At 47.7% G+C, this 22,840-nt stretch carries 22 protein-coding genes; 15 read left to right on the top strand and 7 right to left on the bottom strand.

Annotated features, from left to right (window positions below):
* The first annotated feature begins 484 nt into the window (after window positions 1-484).
* The 10 genes from C5I45_RS02495 to C5I45_RS02450 all read left to right on the top strand — a co-directional run bounded on the left by C5I45_RS02495 (window position 485) and on the right by C5I45_RS02450 (window position 10,503).
* Window positions 485-1,954 carry a spore germination protein gene (locus C5I45_RS02495; protein ID WP_015387608.1) on the top strand — a complete coding sequence of 490 codons (1,470 nt, stop codon included), beginning with the start codon at window positions 485-487 and terminating at the stop codon, window positions 1,952-1,954.
* Window positions 1,944-3,035 carry a GerAB/ArcD/ProY family transporter gene (locus C5I45_RS02490; protein ID WP_058906405.1) on the top strand — a complete coding sequence of 364 codons (1,092 nt, stop codon included), beginning with the start codon at window positions 1,944-1,946 and terminating at the stop codon, window positions 3,033-3,035. The genes C5I45_RS02495 and C5I45_RS02490 overlap by 11 nt, the downstream gene beginning before the upstream one ends.
* Window positions 3,025-4,158 carry a Ger(x)C family spore germination protein gene (locus C5I45_RS02485; RefSeq protein WP_014305952.1) on the top strand — a complete coding sequence of 378 codons (1,134 nt, stop codon included), beginning with the start codon at window positions 3,025-3,027 and terminating at the stop codon, window positions 4,156-4,158. Before C5I45_RS02490 ends, C5I45_RS02485 begins: the two co-directional genes overlap by 11 nt.
* A 93-nt stretch (window positions 4,159-4,251) precedes the next feature.
* Complete coding sequence (locus C5I45_RS02480; RefSeq protein ID WP_032857578.1) at window positions 4,252-5,241, top strand: LacI family DNA-binding transcriptional regulator; 990 nt, start codon at window positions 4,252-4,254, stop codon at window positions 5,239-5,241.
* Window positions 5,234-6,115 carry a ribokinase gene (gene rbsK, locus C5I45_RS02475; protein WP_025853564.1) on the top strand — a complete coding sequence of 294 codons (882 nt, stop codon included), beginning with the start codon at window positions 5,234-5,236 and terminating at the stop codon, window positions 6,113-6,115. The genes C5I45_RS02480 and rbsK overlap by 8 nt, the downstream gene beginning before the upstream one ends.
* Complete coding sequence (gene rbsD, locus C5I45_RS02470) at window positions 6,112-6,507, top strand: D-ribose pyranase (protein WP_025853565.1); 396 nt, start codon at window positions 6,112-6,114, stop codon at window positions 6,505-6,507. Before rbsK ends, rbsD begins: the two co-directional genes overlap by 4 nt.
* 16 nt (window positions 6,508-6,523) lie before the next feature.
* Complete coding sequence (locus C5I45_RS02465) at window positions 6,524-8,017, top strand: sugar ABC transporter ATP-binding protein (protein ID WP_014305956.1); 1,494 nt, start codon at window positions 6,524-6,526, stop codon at window positions 8,015-8,017.
* The gene (rbsC, locus tag C5I45_RS02460; protein ID WP_007614200.1) at window positions 8,007-8,978 is read left to right on the top strand and encodes a ribose ABC transporter permease RbsC; all 972 of its coding nucleotides are present in this window, start codon (window positions 8,007-8,009) and stop codon (window positions 8,976-8,978) included. Before C5I45_RS02465 ends, rbsC begins: the two co-directional genes overlap by 11 nt.
* 13 nt (window positions 8,979-8,991) lie before the next feature.
* Window positions 8,992-9,909 carry a ribose ABC transporter substrate-binding protein RbsB gene (rbsB, locus tag C5I45_RS02455; RefSeq protein ID WP_107994208.1) on the top strand — a complete coding sequence of 306 codons (918 nt, stop codon included), beginning with the start codon at window positions 8,992-8,994 and terminating at the stop codon, window positions 9,907-9,909.
* A 60-nt stretch (window positions 9,910-9,969) separates the two neighbouring features.
* Entirely contained in the window at window positions 9,970-10,503 is a 534-nt protein-coding gene (locus C5I45_RS02450) for an SH3 domain-containing protein (RefSeq protein WP_107994207.1), read from the top strand.
* A gap of 126 nt (window positions 10,504-10,629) precedes the next feature.
* On the opposite strand, the gene C5I45_RS02445 is transcribed toward C5I45_RS02450, so the two are convergent.
* From C5I45_RS02445 to alsS, 3 genes are all read right to left on the bottom strand, one after another.
* A complete protein-coding gene (locus tag C5I45_RS02445) occupies window positions 10,630-11,154 on the bottom strand; it encodes an NAD(P)H-dependent oxidoreductase (protein WP_003151320.1) in 525 nt (174 codons plus the stop codon).
* A 102-nt stretch (window positions 11,155-11,256) separates the two neighbouring features.
* Window positions 11,257-12,024: an acetolactate decarboxylase gene (gene budA / locus C5I45_RS02440; RefSeq protein ID WP_003151318.1), complete on the bottom strand. Its 768-nt coding sequence runs from the start codon at window positions 12,022-12,024 to the stop codon at window positions 11,257-11,259.
* Between the two features lie 60 nt (window positions 12,025-12,084).
* Window positions 12,085-13,797 carry an acetolactate synthase AlsS gene (gene alsS, locus C5I45_RS02435; RefSeq protein ID WP_032857584.1) on the bottom strand — a complete coding sequence of 571 codons (1,713 nt, stop codon included), beginning with the start codon at window positions 13,795-13,797 and terminating at the stop codon, window positions 12,085-12,087.
* Window positions 13,798-13,953: 156 nt separating this feature from the next.
* On the opposite strand from alsS, the gene alsR reads away from it, so the two are divergent.
* Window positions 13,954-14,862: an acetoin biosynthesis transcriptional regulator AlsR gene (gene alsR / locus C5I45_RS02430; protein WP_003151316.1), complete on the top strand. Its 909-nt coding sequence runs from the start codon at window positions 13,954-13,956 to the stop codon at window positions 14,860-14,862.
* A gap of 195 nt (window positions 14,863-15,057) precedes the next feature.
* Complete coding sequence (locus C5I45_RS02425; RefSeq protein WP_014305962.1) at window positions 15,058-16,392, top strand: arsenic transporter; 1,335 nt, start codon at window positions 15,058-15,060, stop codon at window positions 16,390-16,392.
* Window positions 16,393-16,437: 45 nt separating this feature from the next.
* Here the strand turns inward: C5I45_RS02425 and C5I45_RS02420 are convergent, their stop codons facing one another.
* The 3 genes from C5I45_RS02420 to C5I45_RS02410 all read right to left on the bottom strand — a co-directional run bounded on the left by C5I45_RS02420 (window position 16,438) and on the right by C5I45_RS02410 (window position 19,264).
* Window positions 16,438-17,112, bottom strand: a complete 675-nt coding sequence (locus C5I45_RS02420; RefSeq protein WP_014305963.1) for a hypothetical protein — start codon at window positions 17,110-17,112, stop codon at window positions 16,438-16,440.
* Between the two features lie 41 nt (window positions 17,113-17,153).
* A complete protein-coding gene (locus C5I45_RS02415) occupies window positions 17,154-18,047 on the bottom strand; it encodes a hypothetical protein (protein ID WP_063174491.1) in 894 nt (297 codons plus the stop codon).
* Between the two features lie 122 nt (window positions 18,048-18,169).
* Window positions 18,170-19,264, bottom strand: a complete 1,095-nt coding sequence (locus tag C5I45_RS02410; protein ID WP_024085889.1) for a CotH kinase family protein — start codon at window positions 19,262-19,264, stop codon at window positions 18,170-18,172.
* A gap of 140 nt (window positions 19,265-19,404) precedes the next feature.
* On the opposite strand from C5I45_RS02410, the gene cotG reads away from it, so the two are divergent.
* From cotG to C5I45_RS02395, 3 genes are all read left to right on the top strand, one after another.
* The gene (gene cotG, locus C5I45_RS02405) at window positions 19,405-19,938 is read left to right on the top strand and encodes a CotG/ExsB N-terminal domain-containing protein (protein ID WP_003151306.1); all 534 of its coding nucleotides are present in this window, start codon (window positions 19,405-19,407) and stop codon (window positions 19,936-19,938) included.
* Window positions 19,939-20,094: 156 nt separating this feature from the next.
* Window positions 20,095-20,715: a flavin reductase family protein gene (locus C5I45_RS02400; protein ID WP_003151304.1), complete on the top strand. Its 621-nt coding sequence runs from the start codon at window positions 20,095-20,097 to the stop codon at window positions 20,713-20,715.
* Window positions 20,716-20,879: 164 nt separating this feature from the next.
* A complete protein-coding gene (locus C5I45_RS02395; protein WP_014305966.1) occupies window positions 20,880-21,224 on the top strand; it encodes a DUF4181 domain-containing protein in 345 nt (114 codons plus the stop codon).
* A gap of 11 nt (window positions 21,225-21,235) precedes the next feature.
* Here C5I45_RS02395 and ggt read toward each other — a convergent pair whose 3' ends face one another.
* Entirely contained in the window at window positions 21,236-22,813 is a 1,578-nt protein-coding gene (gene ggt, locus C5I45_RS02390; RefSeq protein WP_024085890.1) for a gamma-glutamyltransferase, read from the bottom strand.
* Window positions 22,814-22,840: the final 27 nt, after the last annotated feature.

Raw genomic sequence — 22,840 nt, 5'->3', positions numbered from 1 at the left:
CCAATGGGACTATACGCGTTCCGGAAGAAAAAGATGTAATGATAATCCATCTTTTACAGCCTGTTATATCAGCGTTTTCCGCACTGCGCATACGTTTCGGGACTCTATGTCCGCTGTGTGCAGACTGCCTGTTTTGTTAAGGATAAGGTCTTAAAGTCATTCATTTTTCCCCCGTATCCTGCTTTCAGTCCCATTCCAAAATAACTAGCGGAATGACTGGTACGTGACAGAAAAAGACGGGTCCGGAGTGTTTACAAGAAATACACATTTTATATGCGGAAAGCCTATCTCCTTTTAAAGCATTTACAGGACATTTATCACTCTTTTGAAATAATTTTAATAAATCTTTATATTCGTTCAAGAAATATTCATCCATAATTGTGAAGTTCTTGGTAAAACGTCGAGAAACTCCTCTATTTTATAAAATGCATAAAAAAGGAATACCCGCTGAAAACTACAAATAACCGGGAAAGGAGGCGGTCTGATGTCTGCGGATAAACAAAACAAACGGATTTCCGGCGATTTTGAATCGGCTGTACGGGAAATGCAGGAGCTGATGTGTGTTTGCGGTGATTTTAAAATACGAAGGATCAAACTGCAGGACCGTCATACCGCTTTCTTTTATATTGAACAAATGATAGAAGAACAGAAGCTGAATGAGTTTCTGTTAAGCGACACCCTGCAGAACGGTCCGCTTGAGGAAACGATGAATGCCGTCAGCAGTGCGGAAACGGATGAAACCAGAAAACTCATTGACGCGATTTTGGCAGGCCAGGTTGTTTTTCTCAGCGATGCATCAAGGAAAGCGAAGCTGTTTTCCGTCGGGCAGAATCCGCTGCGTTCCATTATGGAGCCCGAATCTGAAAGTATCGTCCGCGGCGCCCATGACGGGTTTGTGGAAAGTTTGGAAACGAACATTCATCAGCTGCGGTTTCACATACAGGACCGCCATCTCTCCGTTCATTATATGGATATCGGGGAAAGAGCCAAATCAAAGGTTGCGGTTATCTTTGTTGAGAATATCGCCAATCCGGAGATTGTGGAGGAAGTGAAGCGGCGCCTGTCATACCTGCGTATAGACAGCGTGCTTGCGCCCGGAATTATCGAGGAGTCGATAGAAGATAATTCGTTTTCCATTTTTCCGCAGATCGTTCATACGGAACGGCCGGATAAAGCAAAAGCATGCGTGATGGAAGGCTGTGTGCTGATCATGATGGATGGCAGCCCGTCGGCCTTGATTGCGCCGATCACGTTCTTTTCCTTTTTTCAATCGCCGGATGACTACAGCACGAGGTGGATTTCCGCCAGTTTTTTGAGAGTGCTGAGATTTTTCGCCTTTATGATCGCGATTACACTGCCCGCTTTTTATATCGCGCTGATTGCGTTTCATTTTGAAGTCATTCCCAACGATTTGATTATCACCATGAAAAATTCGATTGTTGATATTCCCTTCCCTCCGCTGATAGAGGCCATGATTATGGAGATTACGATTGAGCTGATCCGCGAAGCCGGTATCAGGCTGCCGAAACCGATCAGTCAGACGATCGGCATTGTCGGCGGTCTCGTGATCGGTGACGCAGTCGTTCAGGCGGGACTCATTTCTAATATGATGATTATCGTCGTGGCCGTTACGGCCGTTTCTTCTTTTGTGCTTCCTTCATATGAAATGAGCACGTCCATTCGAACGCTCAGATTTCCGCTTATGTTTCTGGCATCCTCGTTCGGTTTTATCGGCATCGCATTCGGCTTCGGACTTATTCTGATGAACCTGTGCAAGCTTGAATCCCTCGGCGTTCCGTATTTATCATCTCTGACGCCGTTTCATTTCAGTGACTTAAAGGATGCATTTATCCGGCTGCCGGCCTGGTTTATTAAAAGAAGGCCTTTTTATTTGAGACCGCAAGATTCAAAGCAGATAAAACATGTTCGGGGGTGGAGAAAAGATGAAGCCTAAAAAAATCAGCCGGCTTCAAGGCGTGTTTTTCATTAATCAGACGCAGATCAGCATCGGCATTTTGGCGCTGCCCCATTTACTGATGATGAAATCGGGAAGCAGCGGATGGATTTCCATTCTGCTTACCGGATTGCTCGTCCAGCTTACCTTCAGCCTGTATATGATATTATTTCACCGGTTTCCGAAGCTGAACCTGTATGAAATGCTGGAGGAGGTGTTCGGAACACTTGCCGGCAAAGGGGTGCAGGTGCTGTATATTTTATATTTCGCGTTTCTCTGCACGCTCATTCTTTCTGTATTTACACGGTTATTGGATATCTGGGTGCTCCCTCAGACTCCGAATTGGGTGATCAGCTTAATGCTGATCCTCGGTTCTGTCTATATCGCCCAAGCCCCGCTGAATGCGATCGCGAGGTTCAGCTTTATTTTAACGCCGTTTTTGCTGCTGATCTCTCTGCCGCTTTTATACACGCTGGGAAAAGCCGATATCACATACATTATGCCGATTTTTCACGGAACCGCAAAAGACATGCTTACCGGGGTGCAGCAAACACTTGTCAGCATTACCGGCTTTCAGGCGGCGCTTGTGATCGGGCCCCTTATCAACTGCACCGTCAGCCAGCGCTACAAAATACTGACGATTTCAAACATCTTGATTATCCTTTATTACCTGTATATCACTCTTACTTGCTTTGTCACCATCAGCCCCGAAGAAATAAAAATGATCCCGGAGCCTGTGCTGTACCTGTTAAAAACCGTTTCATTCAGAATTATCGAACGGACGGATCTGCTCTTTTTGACGTTTTGGTTCGTGACCGTCTTTTCAACGCTGGCCAACGTGTTTTACTTGGCAAGCACCGGCATCGCCAAGCTGTTCAATCAAAAAGATCACAGCCGGTTTGTTTATCCGCCGGCCCTGCTCGTCTTCCTTCTGTCTATTTGGGCCACAAGCACAGATAAAACGATACAGCAGCTGGATCAGTTTTTCCGCATTTCCGATATTGTGTTTGTGTATTTGTTTCCGTTGTTTATGGTATTGATTGTCCTTGTACGCAAAAAGGGTGTCCGCCATGCGCATTAAAAAAGCGGTTCTTATCAGTCTCATGTGCGCAAGCCTGACACTTGCCGGCTGCTGGGATCAAAATTTGTTGAAAGATATTTCTCTCGTGCTGACCGCAAGCCTTGATGTTGATCATGACGGTAAAAATAAAATCGGCATTACCTATCGGAAGGTTCAGTCCTCCCAGGCGGAACAGGAAACGGGCGGCTCATTCATTACGACGGTGCTCAGCGCTTCCGGGCACACCATCCGTGAAGCGCGGTTTCAATTGGATAAGCTTGTCGACCAGCGCATTGACACGTCCAAGCAAAGAGTCTTATTAATCGGTGAGAAAATGGCGGAAAAACCGCTTTTTCCTTATCTCGATGTCTTTTACAGAGATCCGAAAAGTCCGCTTCTCGCTCATCCGGCGGTTGTAAAAGACGGCGAGGCGATTGAAGTGCTGAAGCTGATCGTCCGGCAGAAATTGATCGTCAGCAAGTATTTAACGAATTTATTAACAAGCGCTAATGCGGAATCAAATATCAGCATGGAAAATTTGCAATCCATCCGTTCAAGCATGCTGACGGCTGATAAGGATTTCGCCCTTCCTTATTTATCGATTAACGGACAGACGATAAAGGTAGAGGGTTCTGCCCTGTTCAGCGGCCAGCGGAAAGTGACTGAGGTGCTCGGTCAGGATTCGACCCTCCTGACCCTTTTAAGCGGGCAATTTAATAAATCGGCTAATATTAATCTGAAGCTGTGGGACAAATACAAAATGGATATTGAAAATTATCTTTCTCTCGGCATCACGGATGCCACGCGAAAGATTGTATTTATAGATACAGATCCGCAGCATATAAAAGTGAAAATCCGTTTAAAGCTGAACGCACGCGTCTTGGAATATCCGAAGGACAAACTGAATTCTTATACGGCAATCGACCAAATGAACAAACAAGCATCAGCAAATTTGAACAGCCAGGCCAGATCGGTGATCAGCCATATTCAGGAGCACAACTCGGATATCCTCGGCATCGGCCGGAAATATCAAACCCATTATTATGAGCGGGGCAAGCGGCTCAATTGGCGTGAGGTCTATCCTTCTATCGAGATAATCCCTGATATCAAAGTGAATATCTCGCAAATCGGCATCGTGAACTAAAAGAGACCCCGGTCTCTTTTTTTGTTGCCAACCGAAATGATTCGTGGTACTCTTTCTGTGTAAACGGTTACATAAATGAAGGGGGAGTGTTTGTTGGCAACGATTAAAGATGTCGCAGGCGCTGCCGGCGTCTCTGTTGCCACGGTCTCGCGTGTCCTCAATGACAACGGCTACGTCCATGAAGATACACGAACGAAGGTCATGCTTGCCATGGAGAAGCTGAATTATTATCCGAATGAAGTTGCCCGCTCTCTTTATAAAAGAGAATCCAGACTGGTCGGGCTTTTGCTTCCGGATATTACGAACCCCTTTTTCCCGCAGCTTGCCCGCGGCGCTGAAGACGAGCTGCAGCGGGAAGGATACCGGCTGATCATCGGCAACAGCGATGAAGAATTGGAAAAAGAACTAGACTACCTGCAAACATTTAAACAAAATCAAGTTGCCGGTATTTTGGCGGCCACCCATTACCCCGACCTTCCCGAATACAGCGGCAGCCTTTACCCGGTCGTATTTCTGGACCGGACAAAAGAAGGCGCCCCATCCGTATTCAGTGACGGGCGGGCAGGCGGAAAACGGGCGGCTGAGGAAATGCTTCGCGGCAAAAGCACAAGCATCACGCTTGTCAAAGGCCCAGGCCACCTTCCGACCGCTCAGGAACGTTTTAACGGCGCACTTGATGTGCTGTATAAAGCGGGCGCGCAGTTCAATGTCATCTCCGCCGCTTCATTTTCTATCAAGGATGCCGCCGTTTTAGCAGAAAAATTGTTTGCAGCATACCCCGAAACCGACGGAGTCATTGCCAGCAACGATATTGCGGCGGCTGCCGTCCTCCATGAGGCGCTGCGGCTCGGCAAAAAAGTTCCGGAGGAGATTCAGATCATCGGATACGACGATATTCCGCAGAGCAGGCTTTTGTTTCCGCCGCTTTCAACCATCCGCCAGCCTGCATATGAGATGGGAAAACAAGCGGCAAACCTGCTGCTGCAATTGATAAAGAAAGAGCCGCCGAAAGAGACGGCCATTCAAATGCCCGTGACTTATATAAAAAGACAAACGACGAGAAAGGATGATCACCATGAGTGAAATTTGTGTTATCGGAAGCTGTTCTATGGATCTGGTCGTCACATCCGAACGGCGTCCGAAAGCCGGAGAAACCGTACTGGGCACAGACTTTCAAACCGTGCCCGGGGGAAAAGGCGCAAACCAGGCCGTAGCCGCTTCCCGCCTTGGCGCGAACGTATATATGGTAGGAAAAGCTGGCAGTGACAGCTACGGAAAAGCGATTATTGAAAACCTGAAGGCAAACGGTGTCAATACGGACTATATGGAAACGGTTACACATAAAAAAAGCGGAACGGCTCATATTGTGCTCGCAGAAGGAGACAACAGCATCGTCGTCGTAAAAGGCGCAAACGATGACATCTCACCCGATTATGCCAAAAGTGCGCTGGAAAAACTTCCCGGCATTGATATCGTGCTGATCCAGCAGGAGATTCCTGAAGAAACTGTTGAAGAAGTGTGCAGCTACTGCCGCGCGCACCAAATTCCGGTTATCCTGAATCCCGCGCCGGCCCGCCCGCTGAAACAATCGACGATTGAGAATGCCGCATATCTTACGCCGAACGAACATGAAGCATCCATTTTATTTCCTGACCGGACGAAAGAAGAAGCGCTCGCCGGCTATCCCGGCAAACTGTTCATTACCGAAGGAAAACAAGGCGTACGCTACTCAGACGGCACCGCGGAACGGCTTGTTCCCGGCTTCCCTGCAGAAGCGGTCGACACGACGGGTGCCGGCGATACCTTTAATGCGGCACTTGCCGTCGCGCTCGCGGAAGGACGGAACATCGAGCAAGCGCTCCTGTTCGCCAACCGCGCCGCCTCCCTGTCCGTGCAGCACTTCGGCGCCCAAGGCGGGATGCCGGTCAGAAAAGAAGTTGAGGAGCTGCTGTCATGAAAAAACACGGAATGTTAAACAGCCACATTGCCAAAGTATTAGCCGATCTCGGGCATACAGACCTCATCGCGATCGCCGATGCGGGTCTCCCCGTCCCTGACGGCGTCCCTAAAATTGATTTGTCCTTAACGGCGGGCATTCCCGCCTTTCGGGATGTGACCAGCCTGGTAGCCCGGGAGATGGCCGTCGAAAAGGTGATGGCCGCCTCCGAGATCAAAGACGAAAATCCTGAGAATGCAAGTTTCATAGAAAGCCATTTCTCAGCGCAGACGATCGAGTACATGTCCCACTCGGAATTCAAACGGCTCACACAGAAAGCAAAAGCCGTCATCCGGACGGGTGAAATGACACCATACGCCAACTGCATCCTGCAGGCGGGTGTGATTTTCTAGAAAGAAGGGATCCAGCATGCACATCGGCATGACAGACATTCATAAAGCATTCGGCAAAAACCAAGTGCTATCCGGCGTCTCATTTGAGCTTCTGCCGGGAGAAATCCACGCTTTAATGGGAGAAAACGGAGCGGGCAAATCGACGTTAATGAATCTGCTCACCGGGCTCTACCGGCTCGACAAGGGAAACATTACGATAAACGGAACAAATATGAATTTCTCCAATCCAAAGGAAGCCGAAAAGCACGGAATCGCCTTTATCCATCAGGAACTGAATATATGGCCGGACATGACGGTGCTTGAAAATCTTTTTATCGGCAAAGAGCTGACGACGGCGTTCGGCGTTTTGGAAACGAAGAAAATGAAAGCGCTAGCAAAATCACAGCTTGAAAAACTGGGAGTCTCTCTTCCTCTTGACCGGGAAGCCGGACAATGTTCCGTCGGCCAGCAGCAAATGATTGAGATTGCCAAAGCGCTGATGACAAACGCTGAAGTCATTATTATGGACGAACCGACCGCGGCGCTGACCGAACGGGAAATCAGCAAACTGTTTGACGTGATGACGGCGTTAAAGCGGGACGGCGTATCCATTGTCTATATTTCGCACCGAATGGAAGAGATATTTTCAATTTGCGACCGGATCACCATTATGCGGGACGGCCTCACTGTCGATACGGCGCATATGAAAGATACTCATTTTGATGAAGTGGTCAAAAAAATGGTCGGGCGGGAGCTGACCGATCGGTATCCGACCCGCACGCCGTCACTCGGCGATAAGGTCCTCGAAGTGAAAAACGCCTCAAAAAAAGGAAGCTTTTCACAGATCAGTTTCCATGTGAGCGCCGGAGAAATCCTCGGCGTTTCCGGCTTAATGGGTGCCGGACGGACAGAAATCATGAGGGCGCTGTTCGGAATTGACCGGCTCGATTCCGGAGAGGTCTGGATTTCCGGCCGAAAAACCGGCATTCGGGGTCCGTACGATGCCATCCGCAAGGGACTCGGCCTGATTACGGAGAACCGCAAAGATGAAGGGCTGCTGCTGGATACGTCCATTCGTGAAAATATCTCATTGCCGAACCTGACCAGCTTCTCTCCGAAAGGCATCATTGACCGAAAACGCGAGGCGGAGTTCGTTGAGCTGCTCATCAAGCGTCTGACCATTAAGACTGCATCTCCGGAAACCGCCGCCCGGCATTTATCAGGAGGAAATCAGCAAAAAGTCGTCATCGCCAAATGGATCGGAATCGGCCCGAAAGTTCTCATCCTTGATGAACCGACAAGAGGCGTCGACGTAGGCGCGAAAAGGGAAATCTATTCATTAATGAATGAACTGACCGATCGCGGAGTCGCCATCATCATGGTTTCTTCCGAGCTGCCGGAAATTCTCGGCATGAGTGACAGAATCATCGTCGTCCACGAAGGGCGCATCAGCGGAGAAATCAATGCGGCAGATGCAACACAAGAACACATCATGACACTTGCCACGGGAGGGCAGCAGTATGAAAACTGAACCAATAACATCAACTGAACAAAAGCGATTTTCCATTCATACCTTCACGCAAAAACTCGGTCCGTTTCTCGGCTTACTGATTCTTGTGCTGATCGTTTCCGTTTTAAACCCGAGTTTTCTTGAACCTCTCAATATTCTCAATCTTCTTCGGCAGGTTGCGATTAACGCTCTGATTGCCTTCGGAATGACGTTTGTCATTTTAACGGGAGGCATTGATCTCTCTGTCGGAGCCATCCTCGCCTTATCGAGCGCATTGGTCGCAGGTATGATGGTATCAGGCATCGATCCGATCTTAGCCGTCATCATCGGCTGCGTGATCGGCGCCGTACTCGGCATGATAAACGGATTATTAATCACAAAAGGAAAAATGGCGCCGTTCATCGCCACTTTGGCGACAATGACCGTCTTTCGCGGACTGACCCTCGTCTATACGGACGGAAATCCGATTACGGGGCTCGGTTCAAATTACGCATTTCAATTATTCGGGCGCGGTTATTTTCTCGGCATCCCCGTACCTGCCATTACGATGCTGATTGCATTTGCGGCCCTGTGGGTTCTTCTGCACAAAACACCGTTCGGCCGCCGGACATACGCCATCGGCGGCAATGAGAAAGCGGCGCTGATATCGGGAATCAAAGTGCCCCGCATCAAGATCATGATCTATTCTCTGACAGGTTTATTATCGGCGCTGGCGGGAGCGATTCTGACATCACGCTTAAATTCCGCACAGCCGACGGCCGGAGAATCATACGAGCTGGACGCCATCGCAGCGGTCGTTCTCGGCGGAACGAGCCTGTCCGGCGGTCGAGGGCGCATCATCGGTACGCTGATCGGGGTTTTGATTATCGGTACGCTGAACAACGGCTTGAACCTTCTCGGCGTATCATCGTTTTATCAGCTTGTCGTCAAAGGAATCGTCATTTTAATCGCGGTGCTGCTGGACCGCAAAAAATCGGCATAGTAGGAGGACCATTATGAAGAAAGCCATCATCACGATCGCGGCATTATCACTGTTTTTGCTGTCCGCCTGTTCACTTGAACCGCCGCAATGGGCAAAACCGTCAAACACAAAACATAAAAAAGAATTCACTATCGGGCTCTCCGTCTCCACATTAAACAATCCGTTCTTCGTTTCATTAAAAGAAGGCGTTGTAAAGGAAGCCAAAAAACGGGGCATGAAGGTCATTATTGTCGATGCCCAAAATGATTCATCTAAACAGTCAAATGACGTAGAAGATTTGATCCAGCAGGGAGTCGATGCGCTGCTGATCAATCCGACCGATTCATCAGCGATTTCAACAGCCGTCGAATCGGCAAATTCCCTCGGCATTCCCGTCATTGCGCTGGATCGTTCAGCCGAACACGGCAAAGTCGAAACGCTTGTCGCCTCTGACAATGTCAAAGGAGGAGAAATGGCGGCTGACTACCTCGCCGATCAGCTCGGAAAAGGCGCCAAAGTGGCTGAATTGCAAGGGGTGCCGGGCGCATCCGCGACACGGGAACGCGGAACGGGCTTTCATCATATTGCCGACAAAAAGCTGGATGTCGTAACACAGCAAGCGGCAGATTTTGACCGTACAAAAGGATTGACCGTCATGGAAAACCTGCTGCAGGGACATCCGGATATCAAAGCCGTGTTCGCCCATAATGATGAAATGGCACTCGGGGCGCTCGAAGCGATTAACAGCTCGGGCAAACACATTTTGGTCGTCGGTTTCGACGGAAATAAAGATGCGATTTCTTCCATTAATAATGGGAAGCTGACAGCCACGGTCGCCCAGCAGCCGGAGCTGATCGGAAAACTGGCGGCCGAAGCGGCGGAGCAGGTGCTCAAAGGAAAAAAAGTCAAAAAAACCATTTCCGCTCCATTGAAACTTCAAACGCAAAAATAACCGGCCGATGTTTAGACTTCCGGTAAAACGTGAAAGGATGAAGTAAAAGGAGAGATACAGATGAAGAAAACAGCCAAAGCGGCATCCATCCTGACCCTTGCAGCGGGAATATCAGCGGCTTCAGCTGCCGGAATAACGCCTCTTCCCGAGACACACGCGCAAGAAGCGGTCAAAATTAACGATCTGTACAGCTACCCGCTTGACTCTTATCTTGTTTCCGCGGAAGCATTGAACGTGAGAACAAAAGCATCAGCAGCCAGTCCGAGAGCTGATACCCTTCATTTAGGCGACAGCTTAAAGATCGTTTCATTCCAGAACGCTGACTGGGCAAAAGTACATTATAAAAACGGAAAAACAGGATTTGTATCTACTCATTATATTGTTAAAGAAGCAACAACCGTAAAAACGACGGCAAAAACAAAAGTATATACAGACAAACAAGCGGTCAAAGCTTCCCTTGCCAAAAACACGAGCGTTTCTTTCCTCGGATGGAAAAAGACAGCCGGCGGCGGCATTGATTTCGGCTGGGCGCTTGTCGATTACGGGGGCGCAACGGGATATATCAGCACAAAAGATCTGCAAAAACTGACATAATATCAAAACGGAATTCGCAAATTCAGCGCGAAATCCGTTTTTTCTTTCTTGAGCAGTCCCAGAAACGTCTAAGGTTCGAAATATTTCTCAGGAAATATTGTCGGATGAAGATGAATGCATACGACTCTAAAATGGCTTCTTTATGTAATCCGCCAGGCGTTTGGCGTTGTCACGGATAGCCGCAGCATCGGCGCTGCTAACCCCGTACATCGCGAAAGCCGGCAAATAGGTCATTCCCGTAAAATTAGCCATTGCCTGAAACGGCCTTAAGAGCTCGCTCAGTGAAAAATGGTTGGACCCGCCTGCCTGATATGCATCCTCTCCGGCACCTACAGAAACAGCCAGCAGCAATTCTTTGCCGTGCAGCGCCTTTCCTTTGGAACCGTAAGCCCAGCCATACGCCAGCACATGATCCATCCATGTTTTTAAAAGCGGAGGCGCACTGTACCAGTACAGCGGGAATTGAAATACGATCCGGTCATACTGTTCACACAGCTGCCGTTCCTTTTCCCCATCTATTTTCCCGTCCGGATATTCTTTATAAAGCTCACGGACCGTGATGTCATCATGATTTTTTAATTCTTCTGTCCACGCCTTATTGACCGCTGAGTTGTCCATGTCAGGATGAACCGCTAATACCAATACTTTCACAGCTACCACACCTTTCCCTTTTGACTGTATTTTACCTAATCTTTGCCGGTTCAGCCAAATAAAAAGAAAGCCCCCGAGAAAAATGAGGCTTTCTTTTTTATTTTATTCCGGGCTTCCTTCGGTTGTTTCAATATCCTTCGCAAAATTCGGATTATCTAAATTTGCGTTGAAAAAGTCCGCCGTATTCGGAAGCTTGAGGTTCATATTCATTTTTTGAGAAATGGTCACTTTACAATCTTTAATGACATAGTCAAACACGTGTCCCCCGGAATTGCGTCCTTCATCAATGAAGTGCAGGTGATATCCGGAAACAGCGATGCCGTTTGCGTAACCCGGCGTCCAGAAGCCGGCGATTGTACCCTGAATGTCGTCAAAGTTGAACACAGGCTGTGTTTTCACCGCTTCAATCATCGGAACGTACGGTTTCTCCTGGCGTTCTACCGTTCTTGTCTGCACCTTTTTAAATACGCCGTCTAAACGGATCGCATAAAATAAGTTTTTACTAGGCAGAAGGCTGGCGATTTCCTGCTCGAATTCTTCACGGGTCATTTCGCCGTCGATCGTATGCGTCATGTCCGGCGTGAAAAATGTGAATGAGCAGAATGGTGACAGGTCTCCGCCTTTAACAGGCGTAGCCGTTCCGTCGCCGCGCAGACGGTAAAATTCGCCGTCAAATCCGATTAATTCGCCGTCCAGTTTATTGAACGTGCCGATCCCGAAATCACCGAACTTCGGAATGTCAGCCATATCAAAATCTCCGTCATACACTCCGTCCAGCAGAGATGTCATGGTGGATACTTGATAGATTTGATCCTCAGGTGAGCCTTTTTCTCCGCGGCTCATCATATGGATGTCGCTTGCATTTTTCATATTCCCTTCACTCCTTTTAAATTGGGCTGTTTTAGAAAACAGGTCATGGTGCGCAGAGTGCTAGAGAGCTTTTGCTTTCATTTTTTCTTTGAATTGCTTCGGAAGCATGTCGCTTGATAAATGGACATTGTCACTGTAATCGACAGGAATGTCAATGATGACAGGGCCTTCTGTGTTCAAGCCTTTTTGCAGCACGTCTGCCAGCTGTTCCGGTGACTCAACGCGCAAGCCGGTGGCGCCGAAGCTTTCTGCATATTTTACGATGTCAATGTTTCCGAAATCTACGCATGATGTACGGTTATATTTTTTCATTTGCTGGAATGCGACCATATCATATGTGCTGTCATTCCATACAAGGTGAACGATCGGCGCTTTTAAGCGGACTGCCGTTTCCAATTCCATTGCAGAGAACAGGAATCCTCCGTCTCCTGAAACGGATACGACTTTTTCACCCGGATTCACCAATGTGGCGGCAATCGCCCAAGGAAGCGCTACGCCCAATGTCTGCATGCCGTTGCTGATCAACAGTTTCAGCGGCTCATAAGCGCGGAAGTAGCGGGACATCCAGATCGCGTGAGAACCGATATCGCAAGTGACGGTTACGTCGTCATCAATTGCATTGCGCAGTTCTTGGACGATTTGCAGAGGATGCACTCTGTCGGATTTATGATCGCTTGGCGCCTTCTCGCTGTCTGTGAGCATCTGTTTTAACTCGCTCAGCACTTCTTTTTCACGGCTGCCCATATCAAATGTCACAGCGTCGTGTTCAATTTGTTTAACCGTAGCGGCGATATCGCCTAATAATTCTAATTCCGGCTGATAGGCATGATCGATATCGGCCTGGATTTCGTCAAGATGGATAATAGCACGGTCACCGTTTACGTTCCAGAACTTCGGATCGTATTCAATCGGATCATAACCGATCGTTAATACGACATCCGCCTGTTCAAGCAGAAGATCGCCCGGCTGGTTGCGGAACAGTCCGATCCGGCCGAAATATTGGTCTTCCAGCTCTCTGGACAATGTGCCGGCCCCTTGGTACGTTTCTACGAAAGGCAGTTTTGTTTTGGCAAGCAGTTTGCGGATTTGTTTTACCGCTTCCGGTCTTCCGCCTTTCATGCCGACTAACAGAACGGGAAGTTTCGCCGTCTGGATTTTCGCGATAGCCGCGCTGACCGCCTCTTCCGGTGCAGGGCCTTGTTTCGGCGCCGGCACGCTGCGTACGTTTTTCACATTTGTGATTTCATTCACAACATCCTGCGGAAAGCTCACAAAAGCCGCGCCTGCCTGACCTGCTGACGCTGCCCTGAAGGCGTTTGTTACCGCTTCTGGTATATTCCCTGTTTCCTGTACTTCTACACTGTATTTTGTAATCGGCTGAAATAGCGCCGCATTGTCCAATGATTGGTGTGTCCGTTTTAACCGGTCTGCGCGAATTACGTTACCCGCCAGCGCCACTACCGGATCACCTTCTGTATTAGCCGTTAACAAGCCGGTCGCCAAGTTGGATGCCCCCGGGCCTGAAGTAACGAGACAAACGCCTGGTTTTCCAGTCAGTCTTCCGACAGCCGCAGCCATAAATGCAGCGTTCTGTTCGTGACGGCATAAAACCAGTTCAGGTCCTTTATCTTTTAACGCATCAAATACTGCATCAATTTTTGCACCCGGAATGCCAAAAACATGTGTGACACCTTGCTCCACTAAGCAATCAACAACAAGCTCCGCCCCCCGATTTTTTTCAGAGGTTTTTAGTTCATTTGTTGCTTTTGCCAACACCCTCACTCCTTATTATGCATATTAAATATAAAATTTTAAGTAATTTGTGATATTATTCACTATACACTCTTTGGAAATTGACCTCCAATATCAATTCGCCGTATGATTAATATGTTTCACGAATAATTAACAAAGAGAAAGGAATGGATAAGGATGGAGCTTCGCCATCTTCAATACTTTATTGCCGTTGCCGAAGAACTTCATTTCGGCAAAGCGGCGCTTCGGTTAAATATGACACAGCCGCCTCTCAGCCAGCAGATCAAACAGCTTGAGAAGGAAGTCGGCGTGACCTTATTAAAGCGCACGAAACGGGTTGTAGAGCTTTCAGCTGCCGGAGAAAGTTTTTTAAAACACAGCAGAAACGCGATCGAAGAAATAGACAAAGCGATTGAAATGGCGCAGAGAACGGCGCGGGGAGAGCTCGGCCGCCTTGTCGTCGGTTTTGTCGGCTCGGCCACATATGAATTTCTGCCGCCGATCATTCGGGAATTCCGCGAAAAATTCCCCTCCGTCAAGCTTGATCTGCGTGAAATTTCTTCTTTCAGACAGCAGGAAGAACTTCTGAAGGGGAACATTGATATCGGCATCCTTCATCCGCCTTTACAACATTCCGCGTTACATATGGAAAAGGTGCAGAGCAGCCCGTGCATTCTGGCTTTGCCGAAGCAGCACCCGCTTACCGCTAAACAGACAATCGACATTCAGGATTTAAAAAATGAACCGATTATCACACTGTCGAAAGAAACATGGCCGACTTTATACCTGGAGTTTGTAAACTACTGCGAGCAGGCGGGCTTCAAACCGAAAATCGTTCAGGAAGCGACGGAGTATCAAATGGTGATCGGATTGGTTAGTGCCGGTATCGGTGTAACCTTCGTGCCTTCTTCTGCTAAAAAGCTGTTTAATCTCGAAGTCGCCTACCGCGGCATTAATCAGGCGCAGCTCACTGCCGAATGGGTCATTGCCTACCGCAAGGATAATCAAAATCCGATCCTGAAACATTTTCTGGATATTATGAATAAGCGCCAGGCTTTATTGCAGGCGGATAAGGAAAATGCATAAAAAAGAGGGCCGCCGAAAGCAGCCTCTTTTTTTTGTGCTTTTATGGATTTTTACTAAATTGGTAGAAACGCTCAGTACACCTTACGACCTGTACCCGTATACATACAGTACAACTGATCAGGAGGGATAAAAATAACGGGGCGGCAATGACCCATCGAAAAGGAGGCAGAACACATTACACATATTACCGTCATTTTGACCCTGATTTCTTTCTTTGTGACCATTATTTTTATATTTTGGAGACCCGGGGGATTAAATGAAGCCGTTCCGGCGTCGCTGGGCGCCATTCTCGTTTTGTTATGCGGAACCGTTTCCTTTCATGATTTGGGGGATATAGGGTCAAAAGTCACCGGAGCATCAATAACCATTATCTCCACAATGATAATGGCGATCGCGCTGGAAAGCTTCGGTTTTTTTAACTGGGCGGCGGCCAAACTGCTTCACCGCGCCAAGGGATCAGGCATCCGGCTTTTTTGGCTGACCAACCTGCTCTGTTTTTCAATGACGCTCTTTCTGAATAATGACGGCAGCGTCTTAATCACCACTCCTATTTTACTATTGGTCTTACAATATCTCGGACTTAAAAGACATCAGAAAACACCGTATTTAATAAGCGGCGTATTAATTGCGACGGCGGCAAGCACCCCGATCGGCGTCAGTAATATCGTCAATTTAATTTCTCTCAAAATGATAGGCATGGACCTTTATTTGTACACCAATATGATGTTTATCCCCGGCACGCTGGGACTGGTGTTTATGGCCTTTCTGCTGTTTGCCGTTTTCTACCGCCGTTTGCCGAAACAGCTCCCCGATATTCCGGTTCATTTTGAATCGCTGGAACACAAACGATATCATCCGCTTCAGCCTCCGCCAGACTTGTCCCAAAAAAACAGCCGTACGAACATCATGTTTTGTGTTTTGGTATTTGTATTGTTTGTCCGGATCAGTCTGTTTGCAGCTTCTTACAACGGCATATCCGTTTCGCTCGTGGCTGTCATCAGTTCAGTCATCCTGCTTTGCTGGAGATGGTTTTATTTAAAAATCGGACCGGCGGACTTATTAAGGAAAGCGCCTTGGCATATCTTTATTTTTGCCTTCACGATGTACATTATCATTTACGGACTGCATAATATCGGACTGACGGCATTGCTTGTTCAGTCTATTGAGCCTTATGTCTCACAAAGCATTGCCCACGCTGCATCTATTATGGGCATTGCTACATCCGTCCTCTCTAATTTGTTCAATAACCATCCCGCCTTAATGATCAGCACTTTGACATTAACTGAAATGTCCATCGACCCATTAACCGTAAAAATCATTTATCTGGCTAATATTATCGGCAGTGATATCGGATCATTGCTTCTGCCGATCGGGACATTAGCCACACTGATCTGGATGCATATCATCAGACAGCACGGCGAAAAAGTTTCTTGGTCAGAATATATCAAAACGACCATTGTCGTTGTCCCTCTCACCGTCGTGTTTACCATTACCGTTTTATATGTTTGGATCAGCTGGATTTACCTTTAGCTATGAAAAAAACTGCCTGCTGTATAAGAGAGGCAGTTTTATCATTTATGGCAGGTGCATGGTTTTTAAATGATTCAATTTCCAAAAGACAGTATCCCCGTCTGCATTGGTCAATTCAAGAATATTATCTGAGACGTCCTGTAACAGCCCCACTTTATTCGGTATATCTCCTAAATCCAGAATAATCAGCTTCCCGACATATCTTTTTAATTGCTCCTCAAAATTCCGGACAAGGGGCACATTAGCGGGAACAACCGGCAGCTCTGAACTGTTTAATGTATACGGCGTCTGCTCATCGGAATAGGGTGTCAGCCATTTCAAATGATGCATCGAGATGAAAAGAGTCTTATAAACCGGAGAGAAGAAAACAAAATAATCATTTAAAACACTTGTCACATACCCATGAATGGAACGGTCTCCCGTAACGAAAATTTCTGTAAATCTGCCTTTTATATGCTGGAGGGTATTCCGGTAAGAAAAGGAATGTTCCTGTTTTTCGGGATGCGGACTTTTTTTTCTTGCGTACGGTTCTTTATTCTCTTCGTCCGGGAGCGTCAATGTCATCCGCTGAAGATGCAGCAGCGGAATATAAAGAAACGTCCGGCCGTCATGAATCACAATGATATCCTGACCGATATCCAAAAGAGTTCCTGAAAATGTCGTATTCCCCGATATCTCAATATCGACTTGTTTATCAAGAAATCTGCTTAATCCAGCCATTTCATTCCCCCCTCTCCCGCGTTTACGGACAATCTTTCCAATCATTTACGGCCGTGTTTCCACCTATAATCTATTGTCCTTAATACAGTGGCGTAGCTATAAGAGTTCTCTTCCTCCCGTTTTGAGGATCGAACGGATCTTGACGATCTTTTCGACTTTTTAGAGGAAGTACGCTGCTCTTCGCATGATTCTTCTTCATGTGACTTTTCTTCTTCGGCGCTCTCTTTCCCGCCTTTATTCTCGTCGTCTTTATTCTCCTCTTTTTTGGCTGCTCCTTTTGCCCCTTCGCTGATGCTCTTGATATGAAAAGGATAGATCCGCAGCACTTCTTTATCTTTCACAAGAGTGTAGTGGCCGTCGGAATTATCCACAAGTATACCTTCAACGGCTTCAGGACCTCCGCGGTTGATGGATACCCATTTGTGGATCAGGCGTTTAAATATGCCGTGAAAATCATCAGCCATTTCAAATTCCGGGCGCTCCTCCTCCTGGCCGTCCTCTTCTTGTTCCGCGCTGATGCTTTTGACATGATCGGCGTTAAAATATACGATTCCGTCATCTTCCGTTTCCAGCACGAGAAAATCATCCCCTGTTTCGTGAAGCTTTCCTCTTTTCGATTCCGGACCTCCCTGATTCAATTGCACCGTGCGATTGGTCATCCGGCTGATCAGATCTTGAAAATCATCAGCTTTTTCACATTCTGCCGCTTCGGCCGGCGTTACGGTTTCACTCGTATTTTCCGTCACACTCTTCACGTGTTTCCATTGATAATAAACGATTTTATTATCAACTTGAAGAGCGATATAATCCGATTGAATGTCTGCTAATCTCCCTGTCTTGGACTCCGGGCCTCCCCGGTAGACAGTAATTACTTTTCCTTCCATCGCATGCAAAAAGTTGTCATCAGACCGATGCCGCTTCGTATTGCGTTTCATCTATTGTCCTCCTAGTCATTTTTCTCATAATGTAAAAAGCATAATGCATATATACGTATCACGATTATTTTCGGGAACTGATTCACCAGCCTATTTGTAAAAAATCTTTCTTCATTTCCAAATCAGATATTCCACCGCTCTAACTCACTGCTGATGAAGGCGGACCGCTCCTTAATGTATTCGCAAATCACATCAGGCTCCCGGTCAAAGCAATCAATCTCCTCTTTCTTATAAGGATCCTTCGCGACATGCGGCCTGATCTGCTCATACAGTGACATGACCTTCGGCTTCATATGTTCAATGGTAAACCGGGTCTGAAGCGTTTCTTCCAAAAGCTGTTTGTACGCTTTGCGGAAATACGGTTCATCCAGAAGCCTTGCAGTCAAGGTATTAAACCCTTGTATTCTGACATAATCGGCGTCCATCCGATCACCGTGAATGTCTCTTCCCCACGTCGCATCGTAATCCCACGGAATGACTTCAAAAAGTCCCGTTTCATGATTCCGGTACAAAGCGTAATTATGAACAAATCCATCGTAGTTTGAGGTAAACACGATGCCCGCAAGCCACCGCAAATACTTATCGGCGTCCAAGTGTTTGACGATCTCCCCCTTGAACTCTGACTTCGGAACGGTATTAATTTTATAGATCATGTCCTGCAAGTATAAATCGTCTTCTTTCGTTCCCGTTTTCTTTTCATAACCAAGTTCGAGCGATGTTTTCGTATCCCGCTCCAGATCACTGACGAGGGAGAAATTGGCGTCGTCATCAACCGCGTAAAAAACAGCCCCGTCCGCCAAATTCCGTTTCGCCAGAAAATATTCATCCACTGACTCCAGCTCAAGATACACCCCCTCATGTCTGCCATTGATTTGCAGGGTTACGAAATTCGCCTTTGGTGACAGCGTCCCAAGCTCCGCGAAGAAATCGAGAGACAGCTTATTCCGCATCATCGACGGATCTTTGTATTCAGCGTTTAAATGTATCTCTTTCGCCCTGCGAAATGTTTTCGGCGAATAAAAAGCGATGTGATACGATTTTTTCTTAAAATCTCTTATATGAGAGCCGCGGTACGCCAGATCAATGTCAAGCCGTTTTTGATTCACTCTCAGCACCGCGGGCACCGGATCATCATCCCAAATGTCTTTTTTCAGCTCCATTAAGTCTTTCGGGTGAATAAACAGCTGGTATAGAGGCAATGTTGATTGGTCTTTCATCAGTAACCCTCCCTGTATTAATTTAGGCTGTGCTATTTATATAAAACTCAGCGAATCACACATACACTTTTTTCATTCATGCGTACTATGTGGTAGTAAGGATCGCATCCTTAAAACATATATCATGAGGAGGTTTCAAAATGGGCCACTATTCCCATTCTGATATCGAAGAAGCAGTAAAGTCCGCAAGCACCGAGGGATTGGAAGATTATTTGTACCAAGAACCAAAAAGCAGTAAGAAGAGAAAATCTCGCAGCCATAAAAAATCCCGTTCTCACAAAAAATCTCGCAGTCATAAAAAATCGTGCCGCTCTCACAAAAAATCTCGCAGCCATAAAAAATCGTGCCGCTCTCACAAAAAATCTCGCAGCCATAAAAAATCCCGTTCTCACAAAAAATCTCGCAGTCATAAAAAATCCCGTTCTCACAAAAAATCTCGCAGCCATAAAAAATCGCGACGCTCTCACAAAAAATCTCGCAGCCGTAAAAAATCTTGCCGTTCTCACAAAAAATCTCGCAGCCACAAAAAATCTTGCCGCCGCAAGAAAAAACGCACGCAGAAAAAACCTTACCGTCCTCATAAAAAAGACCCTTGCAAAAAAGACGATTACTGCAGCAAAACAGAGTACTGGAAAGACGGGAACATCTGGGTTGTAAAGAAAAACTACAAGTAACGCCATTTGTAAATAGGCTGCCGGCTAAACGGAAGCCTTTTTCCTCAATCAGATATATGCCACGTGATAAGATATGCAGCCGGTTTTCTTTTGTTGTGTTTCCGAATTTTCTTTCTGTATAATCAGGTCATACGATAAAGAAAGGCGGCCGAAATCATGCATATCTTACGAGCAGACGAACTGAACGCAAAAGACACCTACAAATTGCTTTCGGGCACAGTCGTTCCCCGGCCGATCGCATTTGTCACGACGCGGTCATCCATCAATGGCGCCGTAAACGCGGCGCCCTTCAGTTTCTATAACGTTGTCTCCGCAGAACCGCCGCTTCTGGCCATCTCTGTCAGCCGCGCGGACGGACGGCAGAAAGACACCGCGAGAAACGCAATCGCTCATCGGGAATTCGTGGTGCACGTCAGTGATGAGTCCATTATTGAAGACATTAACAAAACGGCGGCAAGGCTTGATCCTGATGTCAGTGAACTTGGCATGACAGACCTTTCTGTGACAGACAGCGCCTGCATCAGCGTTCCCGGTATAAAAGAAGCAAAAGTCAGGTTTGAATGTATACTCGAACGCCATCTTCCGTTTCAAAATGACAGCGGAGAAACGACGACAGACCTCATCATCGGCAGAGTCGTTTGTTTTCATTTGAATGACCAAGTATATGACGCCGATAAAGGCTACATACGGACAGATGAGCTGAAGCCTGCGGCAAGGCTCGCGGGGAATGAATACGTCAGACTCGGGAAGACATATACACTTGTCCGCCCGACCTGAAGCAGGAACCATTATAATAGAAGAAACTAGTCAAAAAGACCCCTTTCGAAAGGGGTCTTTTTTGAATCTTTTACCATTAAACTCAGCCTAATGTCTTATAGAATGCTGAAACTTACAAGGCCCTCACCCGTATGAAACGAGTGACACATTTTTAGGAGGAGACGATGGATTTCATTCAGTTACTGATTTTTTCAGCCGTATTTATTTTGCTCAGCCTTATGTTTCAAGTATTTGCCGTCAAAGTTCTTCATTTTCCAAAGGCTGTTAAAAAGCAGAAGCCGATAAACGGCACACATCGATTAATCGAAATCACACTGCTTATTACGGGCATCGCAGCGGTGACTTTGTTCAATGAAATGTACGTATTTGCGGGAGTTGTTTTCATGCTATTTTGCTGCAGCGGCTTAATGGAATGGCGGCACCGGCGGGAGGAAAAGCAATATGTGTACGATTCGTTTTACGCAGGTCTTTCTGCCGCTCTTGGCGTGCTTATTTTTTTCATCAGTTAGCGTATCATGCTCTATACTCCTGCGGCCGCTCCGTCGCCGCGCGGGTCGGCCCCGCCTTGGAGAAAGCCTTCTTCATCAATGACGATCGCTGCCGCATGGCCCATAAGCCCGTCAAAATCACCAACGGTCTCGACGCGGTGGCCGCTCTGCCTTAAGGCTTCTCTCGTTTCAGGGCTGATTCTGCTTTCAACCCTCAGCCCTTCATACTCCTCTCCCCATGTCCGCCCCCAGACCCAGCGCGGCTCATTGATCGCCTGCTGCGGGTCCATTTTGTAATCAATGATGCGCGTAATCATCGCTGTCTGAGTTTGCGGCTGGCCTTCTCCTCCCTGGGTTCCGTACAGGATGTGCGGCTTTCCTTCTTTACAGGCCATCGCCGGCATGAGAGTGTGGAACGTCCGCTTGCCGGGTTCAAGTGTATTGACATGGGATTCATCCAGCGAAAAAAATGACCCGCGGTTTTGCAGCAGAATGCCCGTCTTCCCCGCCGTAACGGCTGACCCGAATTCAAAATAAAGGCTCTGTATAAAGGAAACGGCATTTCCTTCCGCATCTCTGACGGCGGCATAAGCAGTGTCGCTTCCGACCGGACGGCTTAGCGCCGGCGCAGCCGTGTCACCGATTTCTTCCGCCAGCTGCTTTGCATACCGTTTATCAAGCAGCCGATCCAGCGGAATATGAGAAAATGCCGGATCAGTCAGCACTTCATTCCGGTGCTGAAAACTCTTTTTCAGCGCCTCGATCAGCAGATGATAATAGTCAAAGGAGCCGTGTTCAATCTGAGAAAAATCATAGTTTTCCAATATATTGAGCGTCATTAAGCCTGTAAAGCCCTGTGAATTCGGCGGAGCCTGATAGATGCGGTATCCGCGGTAATCAGAGGATACCGGGTTCGTCCACTCGCCGCGGTGGGCTTTAAAGTCATCAAGTGTCAGACGGCTGCCGTTGTTTTGCAGAAAGGATGTGATGCTTTGAGCGAGGTCTCCTTCATAAAAAGCGCTTCTGCCCTTCTCGGCAAGCTGCTCCAAGCTGTCCGCCAAATCCTTTTGGACAAACCGTTCACCGGGCCTGGGCGCTTTTTTGTTTCTCGTAAAAATGGCCGAGGTGTAAGGCGTCGAGGCTAAAAGAGCGAGATTGTGTTCTGTGTGGGCGCACTGGTCGGCGGACACCGGGAATCCGTTTGCCGCATAATCAAGAGCAGGCTTCAGCACCTCAGCGAGCGAAAGACGCCCGTACGCCGAAAGCACGGCATCCCAGCTGTCCGCCATTCCCGGAACGGTAATGGCGCTTTCTGGCCCGCGCAGAGGGATCGCTTCTCTGCCCCGATACAAGTCTCTCGTCACATGCTTCCCTGAACGGCCGCTCCCGTTATAAGCTTTGATTCGTCCCGTTTCTTTATGGTAAGTGAGCCAAAATGAATCCCCGCCAAGACCCGTCATATGCGGATACACGACTGCCAGGCAGGCGCTGACCGCCACTGCCGCGTCAAACGCGTTTCCGCCCTTTTCCAGAATGCCGGCCCCCGCCTGAGAAGCAAGATAATGCGGACTGACGACCATTTGTTTCGTTCCGATGGTTGAAGTATTCATGGCAAGCCCCTTTACAAATTTTCCTAA

Origin of the sequence: Bacillus sp. ZY-1-1 (assembly GCF_003047165.1) — a bacterium.
Classification (GTDB): domain Bacteria; phylum Bacillota; class Bacilli; order Bacillales; family Bacillaceae; genus Bacillus; species Bacillus velezensis.
Note: the sequence above shows the minus strand (reverse complement) of the source record. Positions and strands in the feature narration are given on the sequence as shown.

Bases quoted from the DNA above. Each gene is read 5' to 3' on its own strand.
- C5I45_RS02495 (WP_015387608.1), top strand. From the start codon at position 485: ATGTCTGCGGATAAACAAAACAAACGGATTTCCGGCGATTTTGAATCG.
- C5I45_RS02490 (WP_058906405.1), top strand. From the start codon at position 1,944: ATGAAGCCTAAAAAAATCAGCCGGCTTCAAGGCGTGTTTTTCATTAAT.
- C5I45_RS02485 (WP_014305952.1), top strand. From the start codon at position 3,025: ATGCGCATTAAAAAAGCGGTTCTTATCAGTCTCATGTGCGCAAGCCTG.
- rbsK (WP_025853564.1), top strand. From the start codon at position 5,234: ATGAGTGAAATTTGTGTTATCGGAAGCTGTTCTATGGATCTGGTCGTC.
- rbsD (WP_025853565.1), top strand. From the start codon at position 6,112: ATGAAAAAACACGGAATGTTAAACAGCCACATTGCCAAAGTATTAGCC.
- C5I45_RS02465 (WP_014305956.1), top strand. From the start codon at position 6,524: ATGCACATCGGCATGACAGACATTCATAAAGCATTCGGCAAAAACCAA.
- rbsC (WP_007614200.1), top strand. From the start codon at position 8,007: ATGAAAACTGAACCAATAACATCAACTGAACAAAAGCGATTTTCCATT.
- rbsB (WP_107994208.1), top strand. From the start codon at position 8,992: ATGAAGAAAGCCATCATCACGATCGCGGCATTATCACTGTTTTTGCTG.
- C5I45_RS02450 (WP_107994207.1), top strand. From the start codon at position 9,970: ATGAAGAAAACAGCCAAAGCGGCATCCATCCTGACCCTTGCAGCGGGA.
- budA (WP_003151318.1), bottom strand. From the start codon at position 12,024: ATGAAAAATGCAAGCGACATCCATATGATGAGCCGCGGAGAAAAAGGC.
- alsR (WP_003151316.1), top strand. From the start codon at position 13,954: ATGGAGCTTCGCCATCTTCAATACTTTATTGCCGTTGCCGAAGAACTT.
- C5I45_RS02420 (WP_014305963.1), bottom strand. From the start codon at position 17,112: ATGGCTGGATTAAGCAGATTTCTTGATAAACAAGTCGATATTGAGATA.
- C5I45_RS02415 (WP_063174491.1), bottom strand. From the start codon at position 18,047: ATGAAACGCAATACGAAGCGGCATCGGTCTGATGACAACTTTTTGCAT.
- C5I45_RS02410 (WP_024085889.1), bottom strand. From the start codon at position 19,264: ATGAAAGACCAATCAACATTGCCTCTATACCAGCTGTTTATTCACCCG.
- cotG (WP_003151306.1), top strand. From the start codon at position 19,405: ATGGGCCACTATTCCCATTCTGATATCGAAGAAGCAGTAAAGTCCGCA.
- C5I45_RS02400 (WP_003151304.1), top strand. From the start codon at position 20,095: ATGCATATCTTACGAGCAGACGAACTGAACGCAAAAGACACCTACAAA.
- C5I45_RS02395 (WP_014305966.1), top strand. From the start codon at position 20,880: ATGGATTTCATTCAGTTACTGATTTTTTCAGCCGTATTTATTTTGCTC.
- ggt (WP_024085890.1), bottom strand. From the start codon at position 22,813: ATGAATACTTCAACCATCGGAACGAAACAAATGGTCGTCAGTCCGCAT.